Source organism: Terrimonas sp. (genome assembly GCF_003075435.1).
Lineage (GTDB): Bacteria > Bacteroidota > Bacteroidia > Chitinophagales > Chitinophagaceae > Agriterribacter.
Genome location: NZ_QCZJ01000007.1, coordinates 104,605 through 129,745 on the forward strand (window position 1 = coordinate 104,605; position 25,141 = coordinate 129,745).

22 protein-coding genes are annotated in these 25,141 nt (G+C 39.6%); 13 read left to right on the top strand and 9 right to left on the bottom strand.

Annotated features, from left to right (window positions below; all coding sequences use genetic code 11):
* The 12 genes from DC498_RS09905 to DC498_RS09955 all read left to right on the top strand — a co-directional run bounded on the left by DC498_RS09905 (window position 1) and on the right by DC498_RS09955 (window position 13,791).
* Entirely contained in the window at window positions 1-1,104 is a 1,104-nt protein-coding gene (locus tag DC498_RS09905; protein ID WP_116873983.1) for an ABC transporter permease, read from the top strand.
* 135 nt (window positions 1,105-1,239) lie between these two features.
* Complete coding sequence (locus DC498_RS09910) at window positions 1,240-2,364, top strand: ABC transporter permease (RefSeq protein ID WP_116873984.1); 1,125 nt, start codon at window positions 1,240-1,242, stop codon at window positions 2,362-2,364.
* 20 nt (window positions 2,365-2,384) lie between these two features.
* A complete protein-coding gene (locus DC498_RS26160; RefSeq protein ID WP_165813806.1) occupies window positions 2,385-2,561 on the top strand; it encodes a hypothetical protein in 177 nt (58 codons plus the stop codon).
* 156 nt (window positions 2,562-2,717) lie between these two features.
* Window positions 2,718-3,086 carry an MBL fold metallo-hydrolase gene (locus tag DC498_RS09915; protein WP_116873985.1) on the top strand — a complete coding sequence of 123 codons (369 nt, stop codon included), beginning with the start codon at window positions 2,718-2,720 and terminating at the stop codon, window positions 3,084-3,086.
* 57 nt (window positions 3,087-3,143) lie between these two features.
* Window positions 3,144-4,121: a Na/Pi cotransporter family protein gene (locus DC498_RS09920; protein ID WP_116873986.1), complete on the top strand. Its 978-nt coding sequence runs from the start codon at window positions 3,144-3,146 to the stop codon at window positions 4,119-4,121.
* Window positions 4,122-4,481: 360 nt separating this feature from the next.
* Window positions 4,482-5,156 (top strand): response regulator transcription factor, encoded by a 675-nt coding sequence (locus DC498_RS09925; RefSeq protein ID WP_116873987.1) that lies wholly within the window; start codon window positions 4,482-4,484, stop codon window positions 5,154-5,156.
* Window positions 5,153-6,436, top strand: coding sequence for a type IX secretion system histidine kinase PorY (locus tag DC498_RS09930; RefSeq protein WP_116873988.1), 1,284 nt, complete (start codon window positions 5,153-5,155; stop codon window positions 6,434-6,436). The genes DC498_RS09925 and DC498_RS09930 overlap by 4 nt, the downstream gene beginning before the upstream one ends.
* Before the next feature lie 407 nt (window positions 6,437-6,843).
* Complete coding sequence (locus DC498_RS09935; RefSeq protein ID WP_206197582.1) at window positions 6,844-8,748, top strand: LTA synthase family protein; 1,905 nt, start codon at window positions 6,844-6,846, stop codon at window positions 8,746-8,748.
* A 172-nt stretch (window positions 8,749-8,920) separates the two neighbouring features.
* Window positions 8,921-11,332, top strand: coding sequence for a TonB-dependent receptor domain-containing protein (locus tag DC498_RS09940; protein WP_116873990.1), 2,412 nt, complete (start codon window positions 8,921-8,923; stop codon window positions 11,330-11,332).
* A gap of 109 nt (window positions 11,333-11,441) precedes the next feature.
* Entirely contained in the window at window positions 11,442-12,221 is a 780-nt protein-coding gene (locus DC498_RS09945; protein ID WP_116873991.1) for a phosphatase PAP2 family protein, read from the top strand.
* 16 nt (window positions 12,222-12,237) lie between these two features.
* A complete protein-coding gene (locus DC498_RS09950) occupies window positions 12,238-12,654 on the top strand; it encodes an EamA family transporter (RefSeq protein ID WP_116873992.1) in 417 nt (138 codons plus the stop codon).
* A 231-nt stretch (window positions 12,655-12,885) separates the two neighbouring features.
* The gene (locus DC498_RS09955) at window positions 12,886-13,791 is read left to right on the top strand and encodes a helix-turn-helix domain-containing protein (RefSeq protein WP_116873993.1); all 906 of its coding nucleotides are present in this window, start codon (window positions 12,886-12,888) and stop codon (window positions 13,789-13,791) included.
* Window positions 13,792-14,042: 251 nt separating this feature from the next.
* Here DC498_RS09955 and DC498_RS09960 read toward each other — a convergent pair whose 3' ends face one another.
* The 9 genes from DC498_RS09960 to DC498_RS10000 all read right to left on the bottom strand — a co-directional run bounded on the left by DC498_RS09960 (window position 14,043) and on the right by DC498_RS10000 (window position 24,546).
* Window positions 14,043-15,605: a PepSY-associated TM helix domain-containing protein gene (locus DC498_RS09960; protein WP_116873994.1), complete on the bottom strand. Its 1,563-nt coding sequence runs from the start codon at window positions 15,603-15,605 to the stop codon at window positions 14,043-14,045.
* 21 nt (window positions 15,606-15,626) lie between these two features.
* Complete coding sequence (locus DC498_RS09965) at window positions 15,627-16,034, bottom strand: hypothetical protein (RefSeq protein WP_116873995.1); 408 nt, start codon at window positions 16,032-16,034, stop codon at window positions 15,627-15,629.
* A 12-nt stretch (window positions 16,035-16,046) separates the two neighbouring features.
* A complete protein-coding gene (locus DC498_RS09970) occupies window positions 16,047-18,578 on the bottom strand; it encodes a TonB-dependent receptor (protein WP_116873996.1) in 2,532 nt (843 codons plus the stop codon).
* A 371-nt stretch (window positions 18,579-18,949) separates the two neighbouring features.
* Window positions 18,950-22,036 carry a PVC-type heme-binding CxxCH protein gene (locus DC498_RS09975; protein WP_116873997.1) on the bottom strand — a complete coding sequence of 1,029 codons (3,087 nt, stop codon included), beginning with the start codon at window positions 22,034-22,036 and terminating at the stop codon, window positions 18,950-18,952.
* 335 nt (window positions 22,037-22,371) lie between these two features.
* Window positions 22,372-22,560 carry a DUF6132 family protein gene (locus DC498_RS09980; RefSeq protein ID WP_116873998.1) on the bottom strand — a complete coding sequence of 63 codons (189 nt, stop codon included), beginning with the start codon at window positions 22,558-22,560 and terminating at the stop codon, window positions 22,372-22,374.
* On the bottom strand, window positions 22,553-23,167 hold the full coding sequence (locus DC498_RS09985) for a c-type heme family protein (protein WP_116873999.1): 615 nt from the start codon (window positions 23,165-23,167) through the stop codon (window positions 22,553-22,555). The genes DC498_RS09980 and DC498_RS09985 overlap by 8 nt, the downstream gene beginning before the upstream one ends.
* Before the next feature lie 38 nt (window positions 23,168-23,205).
* Window positions 23,206-23,412 carry a YgaP family membrane protein gene (locus tag DC498_RS09990; RefSeq protein WP_116874000.1) on the bottom strand — a complete coding sequence of 69 codons (207 nt, stop codon included), beginning with the start codon at window positions 23,410-23,412 and terminating at the stop codon, window positions 23,206-23,208.
* A gap of 74 nt (window positions 23,413-23,486) precedes the next feature.
* Window positions 23,487-23,936 carry an OsmC family protein gene (locus tag DC498_RS09995; protein WP_116874001.1) on the bottom strand — a complete coding sequence of 150 codons (450 nt, stop codon included), beginning with the start codon at window positions 23,934-23,936 and terminating at the stop codon, window positions 23,487-23,489.
* A gap of 307 nt (window positions 23,937-24,243) precedes the next feature.
* Window positions 24,244-24,546 (bottom strand): hypothetical protein, encoded by a 303-nt coding sequence (locus DC498_RS10000; protein WP_133176814.1) that lies wholly within the window; start codon window positions 24,544-24,546, stop codon window positions 24,244-24,246.
* Window positions 24,547-24,787: 241 nt separating this feature from the next.
* On the opposite strand from DC498_RS10000, the gene DC498_RS10005 reads away from it, so the two are divergent.
* On the top strand, window positions 24,788-25,132 hold the full coding sequence (locus DC498_RS10005) for a hypothetical protein (protein WP_133176815.1): 345 nt from the start codon (window positions 24,788-24,790) through the stop codon (window positions 25,130-25,132).
* The last annotated feature ends 9 nt before the right edge of the window (window positions 25,133-25,141 follow it).

A 25,141-nucleotide genomic window follows, 5' to 3' on the forward strand; every position in this document is an offset into this window, starting at 1 on the left:
ATGAAACAACTATTCGCTTTCATACGTAAAGAGTTTTACCATGTATTCAGAGACAGGCGCACCCTGCTGATTCTCTTCGGAATGCCTGTTGCCCAAATCTTATTATTTGGTTTTGCATTAAGCAGTGAAGTGAAAAATATCGGCGTCGCCATATTGGATAACGCCCATGATGTACAAACGGAACAGATTATTTCAAAAATACAGTCAAGCTCCTATTTTCAGATTAAGAAACCGGCATTGAATTATAAGGAAATTGAAAACCGCTTTAAAGAGGGTGAAATAAAATGTGCTATTCTTTTTCCTGCAAATTTTGGTTCAGACCTTTATAAGACCGGCGGTGCACAGATACAGATCATCGCTGATGCTTCCGACCCAAACACAGCAACAACGGTAACAAACTATCTGAATACCATTATCAATAATTACCAGCAGGAATTGAACCCAACCGCAAGGTTGTCTTATCAGATTATTCCTGAAATGAGAATGTTGTATAACGAAGATCTGAATGGCTCACTCAACTTCATTCCGGGTGTTATTGCTTTGATATTTATGATTGTGAGCACCGCACTGACTTCTGTTGCAGTAGTGCGTGAGAAAGAATTGGGCACAATGGAAATACTATTGGTGTCGCCCTTTAAGCCGATAATGGTATTGATTGCGAAAGCAGTTCCTTACCTGGTGCTGTCGCTCATTGATTTTATCATCATCCTGTTGCTTGCCGTATTCTTTTTGAATATAGAAATACAGGGCAGCCTGGTACTGATCTTCGCTGAAAGTATCCTCTTCATCATAACCTGTCTTTCACTGGGTTTGCTGATTTCCAATGTTACCGCTTCGCAGCAAACGGCAATGCTGATTTCTATGATGGGAATGATGCTGCCTACCATGTTGCTTACAGGTTTTATGTTCCCGTTGGAAAATATGCCCAAAGCGTTTCAGTGGTTTTCCTATATCGTTCCGTCAAAATATTACTATACTATTATAAAAGGCATAATGCTCAAAGGGCTTGGCTTCAGTTATGTATGGAAAGAGACGCTTATTCTGGCAGGAATGGCATCAGGGTTGTTGTTTGTGGCATTGAAGAATTTTAAAATTAGACTTTAATTAATGGAGAATGAACAATGGACAATGATAAAATGAGTGGAGGAAGGTTCTTATCATCATCAATTGTCCATCATCAATTGTCAACTGTCAATCGTCAATTGTCCACTGTTAACTATCAATCGTTAATTGGAAAAAATGAAAACATTACTTTTTATATTACAAAAAGAATTCCGCCAGATTTTGAGGGACAAAACAATTCTGGCGATGATGCTTGTTGCACCTACAATGCAGTTGATTATACTGCCGCTGGCTGCCAATTTTGAAGTAAAGAATGTGAATGTAGCTTATATTGATCATGACCACAGCAGCTATTCTCAAAAGCTGGAAAATAAGATAGCTTCATCTGGTTATTTCAAAATTGCAGGTAGTCCCGGCTCCTTTAAAGAAGGATTGGAGCTGATTGAGTATGGTAATGCCGATCTGGTGTTGGAAATTCCGGCAGGATTTGAAAAAAATCTTGTCCGTGAAAGCAACCAAAAAGTGAATCTTTCTGTAGATGCCATTAACGGCACAAAAGCCGCTTTGGGTGGCGCGTACCTTGTTCAGGTATTGGCAGATTTTAACAGCAATCTTGATGTAAACATAAAGTCGCCTAAGAATCAGATAGCAGCACCCTCCGCAAAAATCTCAGTGGAGAGCATCAATTGGTATAACCCGAGGGCGGAATATAAATACTATATGGTGCCGGGAATATTGGTACTGTTACTCACCATGATTGGAGGCTTTATTACGGCACTGAATATTGTAAAGGAAAAAGAGATAGGAACGATTGAACAAATCAATGTAACGCCTATTAAAAAATGGCAGTTCATACTCGGAAAACTAATTCCGTTCTGGATTGTAGGAATGATTGTGTTTACTATAGGATTGACGGTAATGTACCTGGTTTATGGCATTTTCCCCACCGGCAGTTTATTGGCTTTATACTTGTTTGCTGCCGTCTATCTGGTAGCCTTATTAGGCCTGGGATTATTGATTTCCACTTTTGCCGATACACAGTTGCAGGCAATGTTTATCGCCTATTTTTTTATGATGATATTTATGCTGATGAGCGGCTTCTTCACCAGTGTAGACAGTATGCCGGATTGGGCAAGAACGATGTCGGACTTTACACCCGTAACGCATTTTATTAAAGTCGTCCGGTTGATTGTATTAAAGGGAGCCGGATTGGCAGATGTGGGAACAGAGCTCGGTTACCTCGCAATGTTTGCCGTAGTATTAAACGGTTTTGCAATCTGGAATTACAGGAAAACAACGTAAAAAAATATACTTATCTGGCAATGGGAAAACAAAAGGGCACATTTGCGAAAGAAGAAAGAAAATTTTTCAAAGAAGCCCCTTCCTGTTTTGCCGAACTGAAATATGCTTTGAGCGTTGTGACACAGTTTGCCAGGGCTTTTGCGGCAAGATATGCTTCGGAACATGAGGGGCCGAACCCTGCGACTTTTGTTGATTAATAGATTATCTGTTTATTACACACGACTGCTGGGCCACCTCGACTATCAAACTGTTGAAACGCTTAAAAACCGTATAGATAAAGTAATTTGCGGTTTGGGTGTTGCCCAGCATTTTGAATATTGGGGTTGAGAGAAAAAGGTTATTGAAAAACATAATTGGGTAACAGGGTTGATTTGGGCGATAGCGGGTACGGAACGCATTTCAAAAGAATTGGTGAACAATTCGGACCGTTTGACCTTGCTGTTCTGAAATGCGGGCAGTACAACGAAAAATGGGCTTTTGTACATTCTTTTCCCGAAGATACCGTCAAGGCGGCAAGTGACCTCAGGGCAAAATGCTTTCTTCCTGTTCATCATTCCAGGTTCCTGCTGGCTCAGCATAATTGGTTTGAACCACTCGAAAGAGTTACAGCATTGGCTGAAGCAAATAAGTTGCCTGTTTTGACACTCTTAATAGGTGAAAAAGTGAAGTTAGACAATCTGTTGAGACAATCTTTTTACCAATGGTGGAAGGACATACAATAAAAAAGTACGACTCAAAGATTAAAAAAGGAATATAGATTTATTAAATCAGCAACAGGAATGTTCGAGAATTTTCAGACGATAACGATTATTATTGCTTCCATAGCTTTATTTGTATTTGGGTTACAAAGTTTCAGCAAGGAGATAGAACACTTAGGAGCAGAAAGACTTTCCAAATGGATAAGAAAAATAACCAGGATCCCTTTGGGTGGATTTCTGTTGGGTGGTGTGTTTACCGCTGTGATACAATCGAGTACTTTAGTATCCACACTTACGGTTTCTTTGGTCAATGCCGGTGTAATCACTTTTCGCGACAGCATCCTGATCTTGCTTGGAACTAATGTTGGCACTACCTCTACCGCGTGGATCGTTTCAATGAACTCATCTTTTCTTGGTCCTTTTTTTATCGTATTGGGAACAATCATCAGTATGATTCCTGCTAAAATAGCCGTTGCGGGAAAATCAATATTCTACTTCGGTTTTATCTTCTTTGCACTGTCATTTATCAGCCAGGCAATGGAACCGATAAAAAACGACCCTTATTTGGTTGGCATTTTGTCAACAGCATCTAATCCCTTACTGGGAATTGTTTATGGGATTATCATTACAATAATCATTCAATCGAGCTCAGTCGTAGTGGGTTTGGTTATTGTACTGCTTTCTCAGGGTACAATCAATATTGACATTGCTATTCCTATTGTGATAGGAGCCAATATAGGTACCACCTCTACAGCTTTAATGGTAAGCCTCAGATTTTCCCCCATTTCAAAATTGGTGGCGTGGTCAGCATCAACTTTTAACATTGTCGGCGTTATACTGATGTTCCCATTCTTTGGTTTGCTGAAAAATATAGCTGTTTCCTTTAGCCAGGAACCGGCTTTACAGGTAGCAATGGCTTACACCATTAGTAATACTTTTACTTCACTTTTCTTTCTTTTACTGATTAATCCAACGATAAAGAGATTACAAAAGCACAAATGGTATAAGCAATCTATTGAGGATAACACGCCAAAAGAAAATAGGCATAAAGACCCATAACAAAACATCTTTGCCTGCATCAAAACTCATTTTTCGAGCATGACTGGTTTGGGGGAGTATTGATTGGAGCAGAGGTTTGGATGATAGGGAAACAAATTAATGAGAGCCTCGTGATATGTCAAACGTGAAATGTGAGGCGTGAAAGCTAATCTTACATCTCACGTTTAGAAAGGATTATTTTTTAAAAAGCTTATTCCTGTTTAGCCAAACATCACAACAGGCTATAAGCAGAGACCAGGAACTTTACATTCAACTTTATCCTTATATAATAACAGCATGCAATAATGCAGAAATAATATTGGATGCTATAGCTGTAGTTCTATTCAGGATTTCTTCGAAATCTGATTTTAAATTTGTGTTATGAAAATTCTGCTGATAGAAGATGAAAAAGAGCTTGCCCTAAGTGTTGTAGAGTATCTTTCAGGAGAAAGCTACTTATGCGAGGTTGCTGCTACCTTTACTGAAGCGATGAAAAAAATAGAAGTATTTGATTATGATTGTATTTTACTGGATATAACGCTTCCGGATGGCAATGGGCTAAAAATTTTAGAAGAATTGAAAAAAGAGAATAAACAGGACGGTGTTATTATAATTTCTGCCAGGAATTCCCTGGATGATAAGATTAAAGGGTTGCAAATCGGCGCAGATGACTATCTCACAAAACCTTTTCATCTGTCTGAATTAACGGCCCGCATATACTCCCTGATACGAAGAAAGCAATTCAACAATTCCAATATTGTAAGACAGGGTGAATTGGAAATAGACCTTCTGGCAAAAACGGTTGCAGTAAATAAGGCCGTGGTTACACTTACAAAAAAAGAATTTGGCTTACTTATATACTTTATCGGTAATAAAAACAGGGTACTTTCTAAAAGTACCCTGGCTGAACATCTTTCAGGAGATTTCGCTGATATGCTCGACAATCACGACTTCGTATATGCACACGTAAAGAACCTGAAGAAAAAGCTGAATGAAGCCGGATGCGAACAATTTTTAAAAACTGTTTACGGTACCGGATACAAATGGGAAGGATGAAAAATCTATTGCAGAAGTCACTTAAGCAGCTCACTGTTTTTGCATTTATTGTTTTTGCGCTGAGTATTCCATCGTATTTTCTGTTAGTGGACTGGATATGGCTGAATGAATTAGACGAAAACAATGAACTTATCGCGGAGAGAATAGAAAATGAGTTTAATGAACAAAAGATCAGCGACGAAAAATTGGCTCAAAGCATTCAATTCTGGAATGAAATACAGCCTGTAAGTAAGGTAGCGCTTATTCACCAGCCGTTAGTAAAGGATAGCCAGTATACGGTGATGCGGCAAAATCCATATTCTACAAAAGAAGCTATTGACCGCTTTCGTGGGTTAAAGACAAATATTAAGATCAACAATCAGAATTATTCACTGGTTGTTGAAACGAACATTGAAGAAACAGAGGAAACCGTTGGTTATATTGCAATGGTTACGTTACTGTTTTTCCTGATTCTGGTAGTTGGTTTCTGGATATTGAACAGAAGGCTTTCGAAAAAAATATGGCAACCCTTTCAGGACACTTTGCAGAAATTAAAATCATTTCAGCTAAATGGTCAAAATAGAATTCAGTTTCAGGATACTGATACTATAGAATTTGCTGAATTAAACGCAACGCTCGACAAATTGCTTCAACACAGTATTGCCACTTACAAAAATCAAAAAGAATTTACGGAAAATGCTTCCCACGAGCTGCAAACACCCCTGGCTATCCTGAAAAACAAACTGGATATTTTGTTGCAAAGTGATGACCTGACTGAAAGACAATATCATATTGCGGAGGAAATGAACAAAGCATTAATAAGAAGTTCCCGAATAAATAAGAATCTCTTGTTGCTTGCAAAAATTGAAAACAGCCAGTTCGATAGTGCTGAGCTTATCAGGTTTGATACCATAGTACTTCAAAGTATGGAGGCTTTGCAGGAACATTTTAAAGAGAAGAAAATAGATGTAAGCACCGATATTCTTTCAAATGTAGAAGTAAAAGGCAATAGTGGTTTAACAGAGGTTTTAGTCAATAATCTTCTGATCAATGCCATCCGGCATACTTTACCGGAAGGCTCCACAAGGATTACATTATCAAAATCTGCTTTTGAAGTTTCCAATTCAGGAGAACAAGCGCTCAATCCGGATTTGCTGTTTAAGAGATTTTCAAGAATGTCTGACGATAACCGCGGTAGTGGTTTAGGACTTTCAATTGTTCAGGAAATATGCAAGCTTCAGGACTGGACAGTGAAATATGACTTCGTCAATAAAGAGCATCTCTTTTCGGTAAAATTTTAGATAGCGGGAAACAAATATTTTTGCGTCCTGGTGGCATATGTCAAATTAACAAAACTGTGTTGCAGCAAAGTACGGAGATATACAAAGCGATTGCCAAGGTTAAATTAGTTTTTAACCACAAAATACACAAAGTATTTACACAAAGAAGCGCAAAGAAACGACCCGCCCTGGTAAGCGCTCAGTGATCTTTGTAACATATTTGAAGCCGTTATGGTTAACCGGTGAAGTTGCATATATAATTTTAGCTTTTACGCAACGCTATCCGCCCTGCGAAATCTAGCTTCAAAATTCCTTCTAAATTGATATGGTACTTTGTCTCGCCTTTTAACAGGCAAAATATGATTTCCAGCAGGAGATTACTGAATCTTATAAACAACAGATTTTCCGCGTTATTCACAATTTTAGGATTGTATATAACGATATCATTTCTCACAAGAGTTGTCTTCTTTTCGTGGTCTGCAAAAAATATTGATTTCAATTTAATTTATATTCTTAAGGCATTCCTTACAGGATTTGTTTTCGATACTTCCATAGGATTATCATTCCTGTTGCTCTACGCTATTTACCTTCTGCTGTTTCCCAAAAAATGGATTGGTTCATTAGCAGATAAGATAGTTACCTGTCTCTATCTCTCTGTTGTTTTGATTATCATCTTTTTTAGTTTGATAGCGGAGTTTCCTTTTTGGGATGAATTTGGAGTAAGATTCAATTTTATAGCAGTTGACTACCTGATATATACCTACGAAGTTGTCAGCAATATTAACCAGTCGTATCCCTTGCCGATTATTATTATTGTTTTAATTGCTTTGGTAATTAGTACGTTTATGCTGCTGCATAAAACAGGGGTACTGAGGAACACGTTTTCTGACAAACGTTCTATACGCATCAGAGCATTTTATACGTTTCCCATATTGCTTACTGCGTTCCTGTTATTAAGAACAATGAAAAACGAGCAGGCAGATTTTAGCGATAACCCTGCAATAAATGAGGTTGGAAAGAATGGTGTATTTTCTTTTTTTGCGGCATTCAGGTCCAATGAACTGGATTATGATATGTTCTATCCCAAACTCAATGAAAAAAAAGCATACGCTGTTTTAAAGAAAAATATCCTGCAGAAAAACCAGCATTATACCTCTGCCCAGTGGGACGATATAAACAGGGTAGCACAAGGAGGAAAAGAAAGCCGTCCTAATATCATCCTGATTGCTATAGAAAGCTTTAGTGCAGATTTTTTAAAAGCGTTTGGCAACCAAGAAAATCTTACACATCATTATGACAGCCTTGCTGATCAAAGTATTTTCTTTACCAATTTATACGCAACCGGCACAAGAACGGTAAGAGGGATGGAAGCGCTTACACTTTGCGTTCCACCAACCCCGGGCAATAGTATTGTAAGAAGACCAGATAATCAGCATATCTTTTCTATTGCTACCATACTCAGGCAAAAGCATTATCACCCTCTCTTCATTTATGGTGGGGATGGTTATTTTGATAACATGAATAATTTTTTTGGCGGACAGGGGTTCGACATTGTAGACAGAAACAGGGGAAATCCATTATCTGATAAGATTGATACACGCCGGTATACTATTCCTGATAAAGAAGTGAGCTTTGAAAATGCATGGGGAATTTGTGACGAAGACTTATACAAACAGGCTATCAAATATGCTGATCAGAGCTTTGCAGCCAATACACCATTTTTTCAATTTGTGATGACCACGTCCAATCATAAGCCCTATACTTTCCCAACAGGCAGAATCAATCTTCCGCAAGGTGACAGGAATGCGGCTGTAAAATATACGGATTATGCATTAGGAAAATTTATTTCCGATGCGCAAAAGAAGTTGTGGTTTAAAAATACCGTATTCGTTATAGTTGCCGACCATTGTGCAAGCAGTGCGGGCAAATGGGAGATTAACATTGACAAGCATCATATTCCGGCAATAATTTATAACCTGCCTCACCCGCCACAAAGAATAGACAGATTAGTTTCACAAATTGACTTAATGCCCACATTGTTCGGATATTTGAACTGGAACTATACTTCAGACTTATATGGCAGGGATATTAATCAAACTGAAACAGGCGAAGAAAGAGCGTTTATAGGGAATTACAGGACATTAGGCTTACTTAAACAAAACCTGTTCACCCAGATAGACGACAGAAAAAGAATTGTACAGTTTTCCGTATCTCAAAAAGATGAATCAATGTTAGAAACGGAAAATAAAAATGAGGAATTAATTTCAGAAACTATTTCTTATTACCAAACGGCCAGTGAGCGATTTAAAAACAATAAAATGAAAGAAAAATAACAACATATATAACCTTGCCATATGGGCCGGGTTTTGCATTATGGAATGGCGCTGTTCCGGACTGAATCATGAAAACATATTACGCTATTACAGCGCAGCAACTGAAAGATCGTTTCAAAATTTCTTCTAAATCAGGTTGCAATTTCGCTTTATACACTTCAAGGTTTAAGGCATGTTCAATAAACTTTTCATCTTCCTGTTACTTTCAATACTCCCGGTAGCTTATTCTTTAGCCCAGGTATCAGTTGTTACTATTTCCGGCATTGTAAAAAACAAAGCCGGCAAATCTGCTATACCTTATGCAAATGTTATTGTGAAGAACGAAAAAGACAGCGCGTTTGTCGCAGGAACGGTTACCAACGAAGAAGGACGGTTCTCAGTTGAAAATATAAAACCCGGCAATTATTTTTTAGCCGTTTCATTTACAGGATTTGAAGCGAAAGGGCAGCCTTTATTTATCGGCAGCCTCTCGGAATTTTTGGATATCCCCGCAATTGAGCTGGTTGAGCAATCAACCGTTTTAGAAAGCGTTATCATTACAGCAAAAACAAATGATATAAGCAGCAGGCTGGATAAGAAGATCTATTCTGTTGCGGATAATATCAGCCAGAGCGGCGGTTCTGTTTTACAAAGCATGCAAAATCTTCCGGGCATTACCGTACAGGATGGTAAAGTGCAATTGAGAGGTAATGACAAGGTAACTATATTAATAGATGGAAAACAAACCGCATTAACAGGTTTCGGCAGTCAAACAGGTTTAGATAATATTCCTGCATCTGCTATTGATAAAATAGAGATCATCAACAATCCTTCTTCAAAGTATGATGCCAATGGCAATGCCGGTATCATCAATATCATCATGAAGAAGAATAAGCAAAACGGATTTAACGGTAAGATTGGTTTTACCACAGGTTTAGGTTCACTATGGGTAAGAAAAGAAAACCTGCCTGCCATCAGACCGCAATATACATTCACCCCTAAGATCAACCCATCTCTATCACTCAATTACAGAAAAGATAAAGTAAATATTTTTCTGCAGGCAGATGATCTGTATACAAAAACGCTGAACAAAAATCAATTTGTAACGCGTGTATATGATGACGGTACAATTATCAATTCCCAGTTAAAGAGGAACAGGAATACAAATTTCCTTACCACTAAGGCAGGCGTGGATTGGAATATTGATCAGCAAAACACCTTAACGGTGTCGGGAATGTACGGGAGTGAAAAAATCATTGACCGGGGCGATCAGCCTTTCTTCAATCAAGACATAACACATCGCCTTCGCCTCTGGCAGTTTTTGGAAGATGAACTGAAAACAACAGTAATGGCTACAGCCGCCTACCAGCATAAGTTTAAAGAAGCCGGACACCTGTTGAATGCCGGCTTTAATTACACCTTTCACAGGGAAAATGAGAAGTACTTCTATGATAATTATTTGCCGTCTTCAAAAGGAACAGATGCTTTTAAATTAATTTCTGATGAACAAGTGTATGATTTTAATATAGACTATACAAGACCGCTGAAATATGGCCGGGTTGAGACAGGTATTAAGCTCCGCGACAGGCGCATACCTACCAACATGAACTTTATTCCGGGAGAAAATTCGGTACTGGATACCGATGCCGGTGGCTGGGCAACTTATAAAGAACTGATACCTGCCTTATATGGCAACTATGTTTTTGAAAATGAAAAATGGGAGACTGAGCTGGGTTTGCGTTTGGAATATGTAAAAATCCGGTACGATGTTAATCCCGGCCATAGTACTTACAAAAGTGATGGATATAATTACACCCAGCCCTTCCCTAACCTGAGGTTAGCCTACAAGCTAAATGATAGCAATAAACTTTCAGTATTCTACAACCGCAGGGTGGACAGACCGAATGAAGTGGACATCCGTATCTTCCCGAAATATGATGATGCGGAAATTATCAAAGTAGGAAACCCGGCATTACGTCCGCAGTTTACCAACTCCGTTGAATTAGGATATAAATATAACTGGCGCAACGGCTACCTATTTTCTGCCTTTTACCACCGTTTTGCGGATGGAACGATTACAAGAATATCAAGCATTGTTCCGGGAAGCACACCGGTATATGCCATATTTCAAAATGCAGGCAAAAGCTATAATACAGGTATAGAAATCACCTGGAATCAAAAAGTATCCGGCAGCTATTCTTTCAATATCAACGGTAATATATACAGGAACCAGATCAATGCTTTTACTGTGAAAAATTTATACCCTCAGCCCAATACCTTTTCTGCGGAAAAGCAAACGGCAATTTCGGGTAACCTGAAACTGAATAATGTATTCCGTTTTGCAAAAAGCTGGGACGCACAACTTACAGCCGTTTATTTAGCACCAGATATTATACCGCAGGGAAAAATTTTATCCAGATTTTCAATAGATGCCGGACTGAAGAAAGCTGTTCAGAAAGGCAAAGGTGAGATCTTCCTCAATGCCACTGATTTGCTGAACACAATGGTTATAAGAAGACAGGTACAGGGTATGGGATTCAGCTATACCAGCAATGATTATTACGAAACACAGGTGGTGAGGCTGGGATATAGCTATAAGTTGTGAGAAAGGTATCAGGTTTCAGCTATCAGCCGTAAATGATTACTGTTAGCTTCCAAAAACCTGAAACACTGATTGCTGATAGCTGAAACCTGACAGCTCAAAGCTCAAAAAAATGACCAACAGATATTTATTTTCAGCAGTAATATTTTTCTTCCTTTCCTGTTTTCAAAAATCAAACGGGCAGGACAGTGTTTATGCAGGCAGTACTTTTATTGCTGTAAATAATACTCATAATACTTACAGGTTTACTTACAAAAAGCTTATCATTCCTTCCTTATTTATAAGTTATGGCTTAGCAAGTTTGAGAATAGACGAACTGAGGGAGCTCGACCATTCTACCAGGCATGAAATATGGGAACATCAGCCCGACCATATAAGGTTAGATAATTATACACAATACGCACCTGCCCTGATGGTATATGGTTTAAATGCTGCCGGGGTGAAGGGTAAGCATAATTTTAAGGAAAGAACGATCATTTATGCAACATCCCAGTTAATATCAGCCGCGTTTATAGTTCCTTTAAAGCATATTGTAAAAGAAGAAAGACCGGACGGTTCCAATAAATTGTCTTTCCCATCAGGACATACGGCAACAGCTTTCTCCTCTGCACAGTTTATGTTCAGGGAATATAAGGATACCCATTTCTGGTTAAGCATTTCCGGGTATTCTTTTGCTGTATTTACAGGCGTTTATCGTACATTGAATGATAAACACTGGGTAAGTGATGTAGTTGCAGGTGCAGGTTTCGGTATTTTGTCAACAGAACTGGCATATTGCCTGTATCCTAAGATCAATGCCTTATTGAGCAGCAAAAACAAAAAAGCGACAACGTTGATCTTGCCTTTATATCAAAACAAAACTTTTGGTATTGGTTTGATAAAAAATTTTTAATCAAATCCTTTGAGTGATGTGGTTTTATTATGCTTTGTTATCCGCGTTATTTGCCGCGCTGACTGCCATTTTTGCCAAGATCGGTGTGGCTAATATCAATTCAAATCTGGCCACAGGCATCAGAACTGTTGTTATTCTTATAATGATATGGAGCATCATATTAGTTAAGAATGAAACAAAAGGTATCGGCGCATTAACAAAACAGAATATCATATTCCTTGTTTTATCAGGATTGGCAACCGGCTTATCCTGGTTGTTTTATTTCAAAGCGTTGCAGGTGGGCAAAGTATCCCAGGTAGTGCCTGTGGATAAACTGAGTGTGGCAATTGCCATTGTTTTATCAGTGGTATTTTTAAAAGAAAGCATATCATTCAAAGATATGGCAGGCGCAGGATTAATTATTGCGGGCGCTATAGTACTGGCGATAAAGTAATTGGAGCTGTTTAATATCTACGCAGCCTGTTCCTAAAATTTTATTTATAACACTGTAAGTTGTTTATGCAATAAATATTCCGTCATACTTCGAAAGAGAACTCCAGGAAGAATTCTCGTCCTGAAAGTAAATAGGAACGATTGCTTTTCAAAAATTCAAAATTAATTCAAAATTGCCCTTTTGTTTTGTGCAGGATTTTCCCGATAATATAAAAAGGCGGATTAATATTGGATGAAAACAAAACCAAATCTGAACCATACGCGACATGAGATTAATATTGTGTCAACGTCTTTCTTTTCAATTTTCTTTCATAAAGGATCTGGTCCATTTTCGATTCATTACCAATATCCCAAAAATTTTCCGCTCGCACTTTTTTTAGTAAGCAAGGGATCTGAAATCTTTGTAAAAACAGGTGTTTCCACGCTCCCTGTTCAAATATATCCCGACAGGTTCCAGCTTTTTTTTGAAGATAAAATCAACCCGAAACTCACTTTCAATGGAACTGAAAAATGGGAGTTTTTTGAAATAAGATTATCAACGCCATTACTGGATGAGTTGCCGGTTTCTGTATGCAAAACCTGGGACTTATTTATGAATAACGTGGCAAAACGTAAGCCCGCGGTACTGTCTACCTCAAACCTATACTACAGTGCAGCTCTGAAAGATATTACTTACGCACTTCTGAATGACCAGTTCGCCGAACCTTTATTCCAGGAAAAGTATTTTGGCGTTAAGATAAAGGAAATGCTGCTGCATCTTATACACGAATTATTGTCATCTACAGAAACAAAAACCTCTGTATATAACAAGCATCATACACTGGCTCTAAAAGCAAAGCAAATACTTGACAGCGCTAAAACCAGCAGGGATTTTACACTTCAGGCAATGGCTGAAAGCCTGGGCACTAATGAAACAACTTTAAAGCAGGCTTTCAAAAAAGTAACCGGCACCACCATTTATCAATATTATCTACACAAACAAATGCTGGCTGCTCAAAAATTATTAGACGAAGGGTATCCTGTTACAGAAGTAGCATTGAAAGTTGGGTATAGTACGGTGGGACATTTTTCCCACCAGTTTAAGCAAAAGTTTGGCACAAGCCCTAAAAATTTCACTATCAAGCCTAAGAAAAAATAAGATACTACTCCGCGTTTATTGAGTACTATTAATTAAACTATCAGCATCCTTACCAGAGGTCATAGTAACTAACGATTTCGGATAAGCGACGGTAAAAAGCATAAAGCTCTTCAATGTTGTCAGCGTAAAGCTCATTCTCTGCCATCTTTTAAATTTATTAAAAAGACAAGTGCGTTCATCTTGTAAAACAGGATGCTGTTGTTCTATGAATAAAGAATACACACACCGCTATATCTTTCGGACATTCTTCCCTAAAATACATTTCTGCTTAGTTTGGCAACAGCAATAATTACCGGCAGAAAAACCAAAACGAAAGCCAGCGAAAGAGAAAAATATTTGAATGTATTTCTTTTGGACATTTTGAATGGAGCCAGGAAAAGCAGGTTAATGATAAATATCAGCAACGCTATAATAAAGTTGACGATAATACAGATGCCGGTATAAAGCACTGCAAACAAAGCCGGCTGTATAATTATTCCTGATATCAGTCCATATAAGGCGCCGGCAACAAAAGCAGCCACCAATAACAGCAACGCATACCTGATACCCTTTTTAAAATAAAACCCGAAATACCTGCTAAGTTTTCCTTCGCGGATGGCATTAAGCTGCTGCTCCGCCCTGTTAGGCTTAGGTGCTACATAGGTAGCTTTAGCGGTTTGCTTTTTATAGCGCGGCCACCAGATAATAAAACCAGTGATATATAGCAGAAGCGGCATCAAACCTCCGAGCAATGCCAGTATGCGTGTAGGCATACCGCCAAAAGTACCATAGTGAATAGGCGTAAGCCAAGACAGGTAGGAGTTGCCTATATCCGGAAAATCTTTTTCGCTGTTCAATACTATTTTACCGGTATACTGGTCAACCATCAGCATGATCCTGTTACCGCTTCTTGCAGGACCGTCTGATTTAAGATCCAGCCTGTATACCATGCTGCTGTCTGCCGGAACAGCTATACCCAGCAATTGAGCTTTGGGCATTTCCTCCGAAGCGATCTTTGCTACATCTGTTGCAGAAAGTCTTTTTGCGCCCTGAGTGTATTCCGACTTCTGTCCGAAAATACCAGCAACAGATTGCGGCGACTGCCCGGTAAGCATAAACAGAAAAGCAATAAATACAGTGCTGAATGTAATGGCAAATCCTGTAATGGAAAGCAGGATGATAACCGGCGCCGAATAAAAACCTAACACATTATGCCAGTCGTAATTCTGGCGCTTAAAGCCTGCCTTAAAATTCACAGTCAGCACAGCTTTCCACTGTTTCCATTTTTTATATTGCTGCGGCACCCACAACCGAAGTCCGCTGATGGTAAGTATCAGCATGCCCAGTGTAGCAAACCCTACAATATATCTCCCGGCCGCAGGTATCAGCAGGGTGCGGTGAATATTCATCACTATCCTGATAAACGAACTGTTGATCAGTCTTTTGCCGCACAGCTCCGCTGTATAAGGATTAACAAAAAACTCTTCCTCAGTGGTGAAATTATAAAAGCGGTAAGTGGCATTCGGGTTTTCCTCATCTGTTTGAAAAACATAATCAAACTTCCTGTCTGGATATTTTTGCTGCACCACCGGTATGACCTCATCAATGCTATACCTTTTTTGTCCCTTTAAAGATTCAAACAGGTTTTTATTAAGCGCCACATCAATTTCATCCTGGAAAACAAGAATACTGCCTGTTAGTCCTACTATGCATAAAACAGCGCCGGCAATAATGCCAAGATACAGGTGCCATTTTCCAAACCATCTTTTTTGATGCAGCGCCCACCGAAGCCCTTTCCTGCTTTTGCTATTATTTTTTTCCGGTGGCTTGTGCACTTCGGAAACAGGTCTTGCAATTCATCCTGCAACAGCAATACCTTTTCTTTGCCGGTTGGTTTCCTTTATCAGCAGGATATTTACAACAAGTATGAAAGTGAGCAATACCAGCTGTCTTATCTCCCCGGCTTCCTGGGCTATGGTTCCTCCAAGATGCACCAGGTTCAGCAATCCAAGCAATATCGCGAAAATAAAGCTCACCCATTGCAGCCACTTTGCAGTTTTGTAAAGACTTAAAAGCCCTAATGCCAGTGGCAGTATTTCAATAAATACACTAAAAAGATGTGCAGATACAGGTACAGCTCCTTTTGCATCCGGCACTTTAATGTCTACACCAAAAAATAATTCGGCCAGGTGATAATACCCGTGAATAAGATAACAGAAAACCAGTAAAAACCAGAGTATAGCTACGCGCAGTTGAGATTGCATAGGGATTAAAATTTAGAATTTAATGGCAACAGTGCCGATCAGTTGTCTTTTCATTTGCGGAATATAATTGCTCCAGCCCATCCAGTATTTTTCATTGGTGATATTGTTGATCTTTACACCAAGACGGTAGCGCTTTGTATCATACGTAATATGAGCGCCCGCAATCGTATACGCAGGAAGAATCAATACGCCATCAGGTCTTTGATTGAAGGCATAGGATTTACCTGCATAGTTTATACTGAGACCTGCACCCAGCCCTTTTAACGCAGTAGTAGTAAAAGTATAATTAGTCCAGAAGTTGAGCATATTTGCAGGTCCTGATCCAACAGGTCTCAATCCTTCAACATCAGCATCTGCTTTCAGGTATTTGCTGTCATTATAACCATAACCCAATAACAGCGTCCAGCCGATAACAGGGTTGGCAACAATTTCCAATTCCACGCCTTTGCTCTTCTGCTCACCGTCCTGTACGTTAAACATAGGATCGCTGATATCTCCACGGATAATATTTTTCGCAAGGATATCGTAATAGCTGATGCTGCCTGTCAGCTTATTGTTAAAGAGATTGTATTTAATACCTATTTCTTTTTGATTGGCTTCTTCCGGCACAAAAGGTTTATTGTTTTTGTCTGCTCCAAACTTATTGGTGAAGCTGTTCTGGTAGTTGGCAAATACAGTGAACCTGTCCTTTACCGGCATCAGGATCAAACCGAATTTGGGCGACCATTTGGTTTGATCTTCCTTCAACAGGATATTGCGGAAATTGTCCATCCGTATACCTGCCGATACAATCAGGTAGTCTGTAATGTTGGTAACATTATTGATAAAACCACTGAACACGCTTGATTTATGATTATAAGGCAACGTACCGGGTGGGCGGTTCTGAAAGGCATCAAGCACATTTGGCTTGTTAAGATCCTGCATTTTGGCAGAAGCGCCATAGATATCAACCACATCAAACAGATCGGGATAAGGAACCACACCAAACAGGGTTCCGTAAAAGCGGTTATAGGTTACATACGATTTGTAGTAAGCGTAGTCTACTCCAATGATAGCACGGTTTCTTACTTTACCTATCTGGTAGTCGGAAATAAAGTTCTGCTGCACATCAAATGTATTGGTTGTGCCTACCGGGTTCCAAACCATCCTGCCGATGCTGTCATGCCCGGGCGTTCCGAAATCAGGAACACCGGTGGTCATCATGGAGTTTATAAAATGCCCGAGATAATTGGGCAGCAGGTACTGGTAGGGAGAATATCCTTTATTATGACTGTTGCTGTAGGTGATGGCCGTTTGTGATGTCCAGTGCCGCGATATTTTATAAGATGCCTCTGCGAAAAAAGCATTGGATTGCGTGGTAGGATAAATATCGTTGGACAGGAAAGAACGGTTATAGCTGGTTTTTAATTCATCCACTTTATCCGTACCATAGGCCTGCTTAAAGGTTTGTGGCGCCTGCGACATGATGGCGCCTACCTGCTGTTCATTTAACCCCTGCTGCAGCAATAAACTGCTTATTGCACCATTGATAGTGCCTGGCGCCAGCACAAACATAAAATTGCCGCCATTGCTATTGCCTTTGCTTCCCACAATTTCAGCATCAATGTTCAATGAAAACTTATTGTTGGGCTTAAACAGTAATGAAGGCGCAATGATATAGCTTCTCTGGAAGCCGGCGTCCTGCCAGCTATCCTGGTTTTGTCCCGCCACATTTATACGTGCCGCGATCTTATCCTGCTGAATAACAAAGTTGGCATCTGCCGAAGCGCGGTAAAAATTATAGCTTCCATAAGAAACATCAGCATAACCACCGTTATGAAAGTTAGGCCGTTTAGTGACCCTGTTGATCAATCCGCCATAAGAAGATACGATACTGCCAAACATGGTGGCTGAAGGCCCTTTGATCACCTCAATCCGTTCGAGGTTGGCCATTTCCACATTGGTATTTACGATATTGGGTAAGCCGTTGCGCACTTTGGTAGTTGTCTGGAATCCACGGCTTACAAAAATAGAACCGCCATCAGGCCGGCTGGTGGCATCCCAAAGTTTACTGATACCGGGCGCATTTTTCATCGCGTCTTCGAGCGTCATCGCGTTTTGTTTTCGCAGGATAACGTTGGAAATAGAATGGACAACCTGAGGAGTCTCCATCGTATTCAGCGGCATTTTGTTGGCGGTGCTGGCAGCCCGGTTCATGATCTTACTGGTTTCAATTACAACTTCTTCCAGTTGTTTGGAAGCCTCTGTTACGGTAAGATCAAGTTGTACGCTGCTGCCCGCGTCTAATGTAACCGGCTGCGTTTTGCGGATATCTCCTGTAAAAGATAATTGCAGGGTGTAATTGCCGGGCTTTATATTTTGTATGCGGTATTCACCATTTTCGTTGGTGAGTGTTCCCCACCGGGTATTTAATAATGTAACGCTGATCAGGCTTACGGGTTGATTATCTTCGGTGGTAACCCTACCATATAATGAGGCATTCTGACCAAAACTGATAACGGAAATATTCAGGAAAAGAATAACAAGGATTTGTTTAACAGGCATAAAACAGTCAATTTATGCTGCAAAATTGCCGCTAAACATATCCTGTCAATTTCTCTATCGGGAAAAAAATTTATGAAATTGGAAATATTTGTCGCAGGATTTACGGCACTACAATACACACCTGTTGCATAATAATCTACTTCCTGACAAAACAATAAGTAAAAGGCGGTTTTATGGAGATATATTGGATACATACCGACAATGCCGGATCGCTGCTGTTAAGCAAAGTGAAGAGATAATACAAAGGGCAACCGCAAAAAGCTCAAAACGTGCTCAGCGGGTTAGGCATAGCCGATAATAAAATATATCTAACCCACAAATTGTATGGGCGCTGGATTAATAAATTGCCTGTTACAACAACCAGCATATTCTTATTGCTGCACCGTAAGCAGGTATGCGATCAGTGCATTATATTCATCCTGCGGAAGAATAGTACCAAACTGATCCGGCATTAATGTATATTTTGACGCCTTTTTTTCCGCTACATCTTTCTGGGCTACAGAAAATTCTTTGCCTGACGCGTCTGCATATATGGTTGCAGCGCCTTCTTCACGTCTGAATAAACCGGTCAATACTTTGCCGTCTTTCAATTTAATATTATAACTGCGGAATGACTCAGAGATATTCCTGTTGGGATCCAGTATTTTTTCTGAAAGAGACTGAACACCCCATTTGCCTACACTATTCAATTGTGGGCCAATCATTCCGCCACCATCATCACCAATGCTATGACAGGGCGAACAATTTCTCGTGAACACGGTTCTGCCAACCTCAGGTGATGGCGCTGGTTTTGCCGCATGAAATGCCGCTACCCTTTCCGCAATCAACGCCTGCCTTTCTTTATTTACATCTTCAAGATTAGCGGTAAGTTCTTTAAGCAAAGCCTGCTGCCTGGCTGAAATATTTAAATGCAATCGCTCTTCTACTTTTGGTTGTATCAGCACCCGTGCAAATATTTCACCTTTTCTTACCTTATCAAACAGCATATCTTTTCCCGCACCGGTGCCTGCAAGTGCAACCGCTATGCTTTGCTGTAATTCAGGCTCAGGATTTTTTATTCCCGCCAGTATATTAGCTGAGGTTGTTTCTGTGAATTCTCCCAGCGTATTAACAATATCTCTTTTAAAATCTATATCGGTTCCTGCATTTTGAATAAGCACCCCGGCTAATGGAGCGTTTTTATGCATATTTAGTTTTAATAAGGCGCGAAGTGCAGTTGTTCTTACATCATTCTTATTGGCAGTATCTTTTGCAATTTTAACCAGTTTCGGCGTTACGCTCTGCAGCTTATACCTGCCTGCCATATCCATTGCAAATTTTTGCTTATTGATCTGCAAACCATCACCTGCAATTTTACTGCCTTCTATATTATCCAAAACACTGATCGCCATTTTTTTACCCCATTCATTGAACTGGGCAGTTTCTTTTCCTCCTCTTCGCACTATACCATCCTGTATGCTTTTAAAAATGGTATAATCAAGATCAGCGTCTTTATTTCCTTTTTCTATTCCCGCAGTAATAACAGCATCAAGCTGAGTGTCAGGAATAAACCTGGACATATGCATAAATACCTTAGGGAACTCATCTTTAGATACATCATTATCCCTGATATAGTTATACAGGAAGCTGGCTGATGCAGGCGTTTGCACACCCACAAGCACAGTAGCCAAAACCGCCGCGTCTTCATTTTTCCATTGTTTTCCCGCCATCTCCTTCATCAAAAATTCATGGCGCAATAAATTACGCAGGCAAAGCCTGATCGTGTAGATCATATGCGTATCAGAGTCTTCTACCTTCTTCCTGAAAGCGATCAACCTGCCTACAGCATCAGCATTCACATACCTGCCCATTAGCTCTACGGCTGCTCTGCGCACATGTACATCTTTATCATCAAGCGCAGCAGTTATTAAGGGATATAACGCGGATAAAGTATCTTTCTGTTCACTTAATACACGCATAGCATGTAATCGTATAACAGGATCAGCGTGAGTAGCCGAAGATCTTATAATATCATCCGGCAAGGCATGCAACCTGTGCAATACCCACAAACTATGCACGTACTGCCTGGTGGTAGCATCTTTCTTTTGCAACATAGCTTTTGCAGGCTCAACCGCATCTATTCCTATCCTGTCGGTAAGTTGGTTAGCAGCTTCTATTCTTATCTTAATGTTATCAGCGTTCAATGCGGCAAAGAGCTCTTTTGCTGTGGCGGTTGACAGATCCTGTTTTTTATTGGATTGCCCCTTGTAGGTTATACGCCATATCCTTCCTCGTATCCTGTCGCGTTTTGGATGATCGAGCGGTACTTCATAATGACCGATAATACTGTTATAAAAATCTGCAATGTAAATGGCGCCATCAGGTCCGAGCTTTACATCTACAGGTCTGAACCAGGGATCTTCACTTAATACAAAATCTGCCTCGCGTTTACCTACCGGCGTAGAACCTTTAAATGAAAATGAATTCCTGTATACCCTTGATGCTACCACATCACCCATAAATAGGTTTTTGCGATATGCTTCAGGGAATAATACATCTGCATAATAGGCAAGTCCGGCTAAAGCGGTGGCTTCATTTTCAAACGGCTTCATATCCGGAGCAAAACCCATTCCTTCTTCTTTGCCCCATTGAGAATAATCGCCGCCCCTGATCAATTGATATAAAGGCGAAGTATGACAGTCTGTTGAATACAGGTAACCCAACTCATCAAAGGCAAGACCAAACGGGTTAATCCTTCCGGCAGTATGATGTTCAATGCGGCTGCCGTCAGCTTTAAAACGAATGGTATTACCTGAAACCAGGTGAATGCTGTCACCATCTGCGCCTGCTATATTTGACCTGTTGGTAAAGCCATGACATCCATATATCCAGCCATCATATCCATCCGTAAAATTATTCACCATGCCATGCGTGTCTTTGTATTCAAACGGTCCAAATATCCTTTGCTGGCTTTCCAACTTTCCATCGCCATTAGCATCTGTAAAATGCAGCACATTCGGAATGGAATATGCAACTGCGCCATCTTTTACAGGTAAAATACCAATAGGAATATTCAATGTATCATCAAAGTGAATGAACCTATCTGCCTTACCATCATTATCGGTGTCTTCCAGTATGCTCAGCCTGTCTTTTCCTTTTCCCGGAACAGCAGCGAAAGGATACTCAAAAGATTGTGTAACCCACATTCTTCCTTTGGCATCAAATGCAAAATTGATGGGCTTGCCTATATCAGGTTCTGAAGCGTATAACTGAATCTCAAAGCCTTCAGGTAATTTAAATCCCCGGCGTTCTTCTTCAGGAGTGCGGGCAACCGTGGAACGAATATGTTCATTAAATTTTAAACCGCTGTAGAGGGTATCCGGTCCGTCAGCCGGTTTTTCATTTGAGCCGTTATTACAAGCACTATTCAGCAGGAAGCAGCATATGGCAGAAGCCACGATAATTCTTTTTATATTCATAATGGATAAATCCGGTTTTAGCAATCATTTATCAATAAGTGATGAATATAAAATGAAAAACCGCAACAGCAAAGGATTTACTTTACAGAATAATTAAAAAATAAATATCCTCCCTGCCTGTATACTGAACATTATATTATAAATCGAACAGAATACACTTCAGGCAAGGCATTGAGCGTATATGCACCAGGTATGCTTTCCGGGAATATAAGTGAAGACAGCAGCATACTACAGGATAGTTTAAACAAAGCTGCCGGGAATATATAAATACTTTTCAAGTCCATTAAAAACAAAAACAGGCATTCCGTATTTGAAGAATTGCTGAATCCGCAGTCTTACTTTTTTAACATAGAAAAGAGCAATCCGCCCATAACCGCGCCATACACACTACTGTTTAAAGGTTTTGAAGTAATGGGGCATGTGCCGGAAGTGCAGCCAACAAATTTCCAGTATAAAAACCCCGCGATAGCGCCGGCTATTATGCCTATGATAACCAGTAAATTTTTCTTTAAAAGACTACTCATTTGTGTTACTCATTTTAGTTTTCCACATGCCTCTAAGTTCGCCCATTTTATAACCTGTTGCTTTATCAGCAGGATATTTTTGATTAATAGCCGCCAGCGCATCCGGCGCTATACCCGCGTCTTTACTGCCATGGCAATTAAGGCATGCTGGCATGGCAATAGTAATAGCCTTGTAATAATACATATTACCATCACTATGCTGTAACACAAAATGCTTTTTTGTGGCAAGCGTATCTGTAATTATTGCCTTCAGCTTTTGCCAGGCCAAACTATCACCCGGTGTTTGGATTGCATTAGCAGGATTCCGGTTTTTATCGCTTAGCCTTGCAATGCCCGCATGTACTGCCATTGCAACTGAATCCGTAAGCGGCATCGCCCTCTCATTACAAAACGAAACGGCACCTGCAACTCCTTTGGTTTGAATAGCCTGCATAACATTTGATACCAATATGCGCTGGGCTAAGCTTGTTATACTATCGCCTTTGTGTAAATACAATTCATCATTGTTATCAGCTACTGCCGTATCAGTATTATGGCAGGCTGCTGTTAAAAAAACAGCGGCAGCAACATTCACACCCTTTTTAAATATTTTATCTATACCCGCCATGATCAATGCGTTTTGTTTTTACATATTCGAAAAATCAGTTACTCTTTTTTCTTAGAAGTATTTATGCCCAACAGCACATACAAAGGGCAAAAATTTATAAAAGAAGTAACAACAAAAATAATGGCAATAATTCCCAGTACAATAGCCAGGGTACCGGAAATAACATTTCCAAAATATAAAACGGCAATAGCAGCCGCAATAAAAATGCGGATCGCCTTATCCATTGAACCCATGTTCTTTTTCATAACCGGAGATTATTTTAATTTGAATAATAAAGCTAAAAAAATATTTCCCTGCGTTTAGCTACGTTTGTTACCTACTACTGAAATGCATATTCCGTTTTTGGTTTTAGTGAAACAGCCGTTTTAACTGAATTTGTTATGAGACAGGCAGATTTTGCTTTTTCCATTACACGGTTGAGTTTTTCTGTATCTGCTAAAGGATCTTTTAGCTTAACCTCAGGCTCAATTACTGCATGGGGTATCTGGTACCTGTTTTCTATCATTTCCAGCTTACAGGTTGTTTTACATTCAAAGCTTTCAAAAGCCAGCTTAAAATTTTCAGCAATGGCAAGAAATGTAGCCATGTAACAACTGTTAATAGCAGCAGCATATAAATGTTCAGGAGACCAGATACCCGGCACACCTCCTGAAAATTCAGGTGGTGTTGCGCAGGTAATATTTTCATTTAATCCCGGAGCAGACAGATGCCCGATCCTACCCTCTTTCCATTTTACATTTACTTCATAATAATGTTCCTCGTTTGACATAACATTCTAGGTTGAAGTCAATAATATATTCATCAATAAACAGCAGAAGTTATCTGCAATTATTGATAGTACAAAGCTGAGGCAGAATAATAAGATAGAATGTTACTTAAGTCACATTAGGGTAATTTTATTTCTCCCTGACTGTAAGATAAGCTGACCTTCCGCTTACCTGGAAAGCTGTGCTCGGGCAGTTTCCAATCCTTTAACCAAATGTTCATGTGTGATGTGCACTGTTTTAAGACCGGTTAACAGCGCTTTTTATTAAGCAGCAAAAGCAAACGCTCAATCATTTTTTTGAGACACTGCTTTAATTCAGATTTATTTCTTTCCGCTTTCGGGAAAAACGGGTGCTGATATTTTGAGTACCGATAAGATTTCCCTTATCATCAAAATGAGCCCTTACCACAAAAATTCCCTTATCCCATTTATAACGACGGGTTTTCATATCAACTGGCCTTGACCGGTAACCTTCACCAAGTATTTTTTTATACCCATCAAGATTTGTGTGATTTAATTTTTTCCACAAATAGGAAAATCTCCAAAACTGGATACAGGTGTAAACAACTATTAAAGCACCTAAAGTAATGAGGATGAAGTTTGTCCATTCCATACATATCAGATTTGTGGGCACCATGTACATTTCGTATGGCAGGTACTGCAATTTACCCAAAATTGGCTTCACTAATCTTATTGTTTTTTTAAAAAGATGTTAACATACAGGGTAACACTTAAGGCATTCAGGGGATTTTTAGCTGGCTCTTCATACTAATTTCCAGAAGATGCCGTTATTAACCAGGACATAAAAATACCATATGGTAATTTTTAAGCCTGATAAAATTAAAACGAAAGCCATGACAACAATCTCCAACCTGCAACAGATCCTTTCTATTTCTTCTACCCTCACCAAAGAAAACTATACTGATAATATAATGGCATTACAGCTTACCATTCCGGCAAGACTCAAAAAACTCATTGCCATTTCAGAGCAAACGCCTTTGGAAAGTGAAATGCGTAGCCTGGTAGAGGAAAATCTGATCTCATCTTACAAAGAACTGCTTGCAGAGATTATGAGCTTTAATCGCAAACCTGACCAGTCAAAAGCCAAAGATCTTATGAATTGGCTTCGCTGCGAAATTGAAATGGGAATGCTGTTTCTTGAAGGTATTTACAGGTATACTTCGCGCTATCGTGATTAGCATTTTAAA